Source organism: Yoonia sp. (genome assembly GCF_046498525.1).
In the GTDB taxonomy this organism is placed as follows: domain Bacteria; phylum Pseudomonadota; class Alphaproteobacteria; order Rhodobacterales; family Rhodobacteraceae; genus Yoonia.
Genome location: NZ_JAWOAN010000281.1, coordinates 1 through 5,009, shown reverse-complemented (window position 1 = coordinate 5,009; position 5,009 = coordinate 1). Strand labels below are relative to the sequence as shown.

The 5,009-nt window shown below is 59.5% G+C and carries 5 protein-coding genes; 2 read left to right on the top strand and 3 right to left on the bottom strand.

Annotation, left to right across the window (positions count from 1 at the left end; all coding sequences use genetic code 11):
* From R6T97_RS16410 to guaB, 3 genes are all read right to left on the bottom strand, one after another.
* A partial coding sequence (locus tag R6T97_RS16410) for a hypothetical protein (protein WP_410350356.1) occupies window positions 1-241 on the bottom strand: 241 nt, incomplete at its 3' end.
* A gap of 102 nt (window positions 242-343) precedes the next feature.
* Complete coding sequence (locus tag R6T97_RS16405; protein ID WP_410350355.1) at window positions 344-1,504, bottom strand: RsmB/NOP family class I SAM-dependent RNA methyltransferase; 1,161 nt, start codon at window positions 1,502-1,504, stop codon at window positions 344-346.
* Between the two features lie 3 nt (window positions 1,505-1,507).
* Window positions 1,508-2,956, bottom strand: coding sequence for an IMP dehydrogenase (gene guaB / locus R6T97_RS16400; protein ID WP_410350354.1), 1,449 nt, complete (start codon window positions 2,954-2,956; stop codon window positions 1,508-1,510).
* Between the two features lie 123 nt (window positions 2,957-3,079).
* Between guaB and R6T97_RS16395 the strand changes: the two genes are divergently transcribed.
* Window positions 3,080-3,763, top strand: a complete 684-nt coding sequence (locus R6T97_RS16395) for a hypothetical protein (RefSeq protein WP_410350353.1) — start codon at window positions 3,080-3,082, stop codon at window positions 3,761-3,763.
* A 98-nt stretch (window positions 3,764-3,861) separates the two neighbouring features.
* Window positions 3,862-5,009, top strand: a 1,148-nt coding sequence (locus R6T97_RS16390; protein ID WP_410350352.1) for a 2Fe-2S iron-sulfur cluster-binding protein, incomplete at its 3' end; no start/stop codon positions are given.

Here is a 5,009-nt window from a genome sequence, read left to right as displayed (position 1 = left end):
GCCGCGCATTTTGACATAAACGGCTATTGACCCGCCCCGCATTGAGATCTGCGATCTTGAGAAAGGCCGCCAGACACATCAGGATGCCGCCAAAGACGGCAAACCCATATTGCAGTAAGCCGAGCGGCGAAATGATGGCTAGCGCAGCAAAAACAGCCCCAGCCAGCAACAGATGCACCGCCCGGGGCGGTTTAGCAGGCACGGGCGCAGGCGCTGTTTCGAATGATTGATCAAAGGGCATTCAAGAAGTCACCTCACTACGCATCATACAATCCTAACCGTCAAACGATTAAGCCGACCTTAATGCCTTATAGCACTTCTCGTTATACAATTCTAGGTTGTGTTATTTCCGCATAAGAACGCAGGTAAAAAACCCATCCCCATTGGCGTCGGGGAACCGTTGGTTTTGGTGCAGAACACCCCATCCGGGACTGCGCCCGCAAAATGCAGCAACGGCTTGCGCGTTCTCATCCGGCAAGACCGAACAGGTTGCATAAACCAGGATACCGCCATCTGCGACAAGCGTTGCCGCGCCATCAAGCACTTCAGCCTGTGTTTGCATCAGTGCGGCCAGACGGTCCTCTGTCAGACGCCACTTGGCATCCGGGGTGCGCCGCCAGGTCCCGCTTCCGCTGCAGGGTGCATCGCAAAATACCACTTCAAACGCAGGCTGAGCGGCCAGTTGCGCTGTCTCAAGCGTCACGATATCGACCCCTGCCCGCGCAGCACGTACCGGAAGGTCGTTCAGGCGTTGCGGTGCAACATCATGCGCAAAGACCTGTGCTGCGTACATATCGGCAAAGGCCAGTGCCTTGCCACCACCACCGGCGCAGTAATCCAGAATACGCGCGCCCTCCGGCACCGGCGTGTTTTGCACCGCGTCTTGCGAGGCTGCGTCCTGCAACTCGACGGCTCCGGTCAGATAGGCGCGTGTGGTTTTGACGCGACGCGGATTTTCGGTGACACGCAGACAGCCCGCAACCATAGGGTGCAACGCAGTACCAACCCCCTCATCGGCCAAAGCCCGCATTGCCTGCGCCGCCGTCCCTTTGCGTCCGTTCACCCGCAGGAACACTTCGGCGCGGCCTTGCTGCACAAGCGCCGCCGCCTCGGCCCGATCATCCAGCCCTGCGGTCCAAAGCGGCCAGAGCCAATTCGGCAGGTCGCACCGCGCAGCATCGGAAAGGTCCAGAGGTATCTCGGATGCCGCCCGTTCCGCCACGCTCAACGGTGCCGGTGCATGGCCTTCACCTGAAAAAAGCGCATCAAGGTCCCACCCTTCGCGCACCGCCAACCGCTGCATCAGGCTACGGCCTGTCCCATCACCCAAAGACCGTTTGGCGCGCAGCACGTCAAACACATGGTCACGCACCGCTGCACGGTCCTTGGACCCCGCAAAACGACTGTTCCGCGCCCAGCCTGTCAGGGCCTGCTCCGCCGCTGCACCATCTTGGATTTGATCAAGCACCGCAATCGCGGCGGCCACACGCGCGCCGGGGGTCATGCGCTAGCCGACCCGGTAATTCGGGCTTTCGCGGGTGATACGCACGTCATGCACATGGCTTTCCTTCAGGCCGGCACCTGTGATTTTCACAAAAGTACAGTTCTTGCGCATCTCGTCGATCGTTGCACAGCCCGTATATCCCATCGCCGCGCGCAAACCGCCCACCAACTGGTGCAGAACCGCATGGGCAGAGCCTTTGTAAGGCACCTGCCCCTCGATCCCCTCCGGCACCAGTTTGTCACTGGCGGCTTCTTTCTGGAAATAACGGTCAGCCGATCCGCTGGCCATCGCGCCCAAACTGCCCATCCCGCGGTAGGATTTGAAAGACCGGCCCTGATAGAGAATCACCTCGCCGGGGCTTTCGTCTGTTCCCGCGATCATCGAGCCGACCATCGCACAGGAAGCGCCTGCCGCAATCGCCTTGGCAAAATCGCCCGAGAACTTGATACCGCCATCGGCAATCACCGGCACATCGCCCGCACCCGCAGCGCAATCCATGATCGCGGTCAACTGCGGCACACCGACACCTGCGACCATGCGTGTGGTGCAAATGGAGCCGGGGCCGATACCGACCTTCACCGCATCCGCCCCCGCACCGATCAGCGCCCTGGCCGCTTCGGCAGTGGCAATGTTGCCCGCCACGATCTGCACCTCGTTGGACAGCTTCTTGGCGCGCTCCACCGCTTTGGCCACGCCTTCGGAATGGCCGTGTGCTGTATCGATCACGATCATGTCGACACCGGCATCGACAAGGGCCTCGGCGCGTTCGTAACCACTGTCGCCGACACCGGACGCTGCCGCGACGCGCAAGCGCCCCAGCCCGTCCTTGCAGGCCATAGGGTTCAACACCGCCTGCTCGCTGTCCTTGAGGGTCAACAAACCTGTCAGCCTGCCGGTACCGTCGGTGATCAGCAGCTTTTCGATCCGGCGCGCCTGCATCAGCGACCGGGCGTCATCAAGGTCGGCAGGTTCTTGCAGGACCGCAAGGTTATCGGTCGTCATCATCACGCTGACAGGCGTGTTGTCATCCTGCGCGAAACGCATATCGCGGTTTGTGACGATGCCGACGACCTTGCCATCGGCACCCACAACAGGAAAACCGGTAATCCGGTAGCGTTCCATCAGGGCCTTGGCATCGGCCAGCGTTTGATCGGGGCGCAAGGTGACGGGGTTATAGACCGTACCGGAAACAAAGCGCTTAACACGTCGGATTTCCTTGGCCTGATCTGCGACGTTAAGGTTCTTGTGGACAACGCCGATCCCGCCTGCCTGCGCCATCGCAATCGCCATGCGGCTTTCTGTGACGGTATCCATCGCACTGGACATCAACGGGATATTCATCGCGATGGACCGGGTCACCCGTGTCCGGGTGTCCGCCGTCGACGGCAGCACGCTGGATGCCCCCGGCACCAACAGAACATCATCAAAAGTGAGTGCCTCGCGAATCTCCATCAACCAGTCTCCTTGGGTGGTAGCGTTGGCACGTCCCTATTGCATGGATGCGCTATAACCGAAAGGCCAAAGTGCGCAAAACCAGACTTGTGATTGCGCCACAATAGGCGCAAGATCATATGTATGATGCTGGATGTGGCTCCGAAGGTCGGCACACTGCACCGTTTTGGACGGATTGCGGCAAAGCTGGTTATTGTTTTGCTGCTCGTCTACATGGCCAAAGTCGGCATTGATCTATTGATGGCCAAGATCGCTCTATTTGAAAGCGACGCCGCCGCCCGCGCAATGACCGGTCTGATCATCACTGTACTGGTCGGCTACGCGATATTGCTCGCGATACCCTTTGTCCCCGGCGTTGAAATCGGCTTCGCGATCCTGCTTCTTGAAGGAGCGAAGGCCGCACCGGTGGTCTATCTTGCCACCGTCAGCGGGTTGCTGCTGGCCTTCATGGTCGGGCAATATGCGCCACTGCCCCGCCTGATCCGCTTTTCCGAGGATCTTTGCCTGCATCGTATTGCCGGCCTTCTTTCAAGCATCCACAACACGCCGCAGCAGGACCGCCTGCGCGCAATGGAAAGCCGTATGCCTGCGTGGCTTGCACCGATCTTTTGCAACTATCGCTATGTCACGCTTGCTCTGGCAATCAATCTTCCCGGCAATATCGCACTGGGAGGCGGCGGCGGGATCATGATGGTGGGTGGGCTAAGCCGCCTCTTTCAGGCACGTCTTGTTGCAATCACGGTGATTTTGGCGACACTTCCTTTGCCCTTGGCTGTGTGGATTCTCGGGACGAACATCCTGCAATAAACGGCAATGCCGCTGCTCATAGTTATTATGACGGATACGAGCCTTTCTATTGGCGGGGCCACATATACATTCAGGCCAAGACAATACAGGCGCGCAAAATGTCCAAAGACCCTCTCGTCATTTTCACCCCCTCCGGCAAACGGGGGCATTTCCCCGTGGGGACCCCCGTTTTGACGGCAGCACGGCAACTTGGTGTCGATCTTGACAGCGTCTGCGGCGGGCGCGGTATCTGTTCGAAATGCCAGATTACGCCGTCCTACGGGGAATTTTCCAAGCATGGTGTGACCGTCGCCGATACCGCCCTGTCCGAATGGAACAGCGTCGAACAACGCTATGACGACAAGCGCGGATTGAAAAAAGGGCGCCGTCTGGGGTGTCAGGCTACGATCCAAAGTGATGCGGTGATCGATGTGCCCGCCGAAAGCCAGGTGCACAAGCAGGTCGTGCGCAAGCGGGCCGAGGCGCGCGATATTGTCCTGAACCCTTCGACTCGGCTCTATTACGTCGAAGTGGCGGAACCGGATATGCATGACCCGTCGGGCGATCTGGAACGCCTGCAACAGGCTCTGACCCGCGATTGGGAGCTGCCACATCTGGAAGCAGACCTCAGTGTGCTCAAAACCATGCAAAGTGCTTTGCGCAAAGGTGCGTGGAAAGTCACCGTCGCCGTCCACCTTGGCGATGCGGTCTTCAGCCCGCGGATCATCCAGATCTGGCCGGGGTTCTACGAAGGCACGCTTTACGGTTTGGCCGTTGACCTTGGGTCCACCACCATCGCAGCCCACCTGTGCGACCTGCAATCCGGCGAGGTCGTCGCCTCATCCGGCATCATGAACCCGCAAATCCGCTTTGGCGAAGACCTGATGAGCAGGGTCAGCTATGGCATGATGAACCCCACCGGTTCGGACGAGATGACAAAGGCGGTGCGTGAAGGCATGAACGCGCTCTTCGTGCAAATCGCAACTGAGGCGGGGATTGACCGCAATCTGATCATGGACGCAGTTTTTGTCTGCAACCCCGTCATGCACCATCTCTTTTTGGGGATCGACGCCTACGAACTGGGGCAAGCGCCGTTTGCGCTGGCCACATCCGAATCCATCTCGCTGCGCGCGACAGAACTGGACCTGAACCTGCACCCTGCGGCACGGGTTTATCTGCTGCCTTGTATCGCAGGACACGTCGGTGCCGATGCGGCAGCGGTGGCCCTGTCCGAAGCGCCGGACAAATCCGAAGACCTTGTGCTGAT